Source organism: Polaromonas sp. P3_C2, assembly GCF_056402675.1.
Map to the genome: position 1 here is coordinate 1 of NZ_JBFUGX010001278.1, position 518 is coordinate 518.

Here is a 518-nt window from a genome sequence, read left to right on the forward strand (position 1 = left end):
TCGGTGACCTGGGTCAGGTTGTCATTGGCGTTGTAGGCAAAGCCGGTGGTGGTGGGCGTGGCACTTCCGGTGTTGGCGGGTTGCTGGGTCTGGATGGGACGGCCCAGGCTGTCGTAGTAGGTGTAGCTGGCAAGACCATTGGGGTCGACCACGGTGGTGGGCCGGCCCATGGCGTCGTAGCCATACTGCCAGGTCAGGGTGCCGCTGTTGATGGCAACACTCACCGCCGAAGAGGTCGACGGGTCGTTGTTGGTGTCGCCTGCGTAGTCGGCGCTTAAGGTGTGACTGCCCAAGGCCAGGGAGTTGGTAGCAAGCGTTGCCACGCCGCCTGCCACAGTGCCTGTGCCCAGGGTGGTGCTGCCGTCCTTGAAGGTGACGTTGCCGGTGGGACTGGCACCTGTGACGGTGGCGGTCAGCGTGATGTTCTGGCCTACGGGGGCGGTGCCGGCGCTGCTTGAAAGCGCTGTGGTCGTGGGGGTGGCGGCGAGCGCCAGGACCGGGACCAGAGAGATGAGCAG

1 protein-coding gene is annotated in these 518 nt (G+C 65.4%); it reads right to left on the minus strand.

Going from position 1 to position 518, the window contains the following annotated elements; translation table 11 throughout:
* Positions 1-518, minus strand: a 518-nt coding sequence (locus tag AC1DWI_RS26055) for an Ig-like domain-containing protein (protein WP_477726318.1), incomplete at both ends; no start/stop codon positions are given.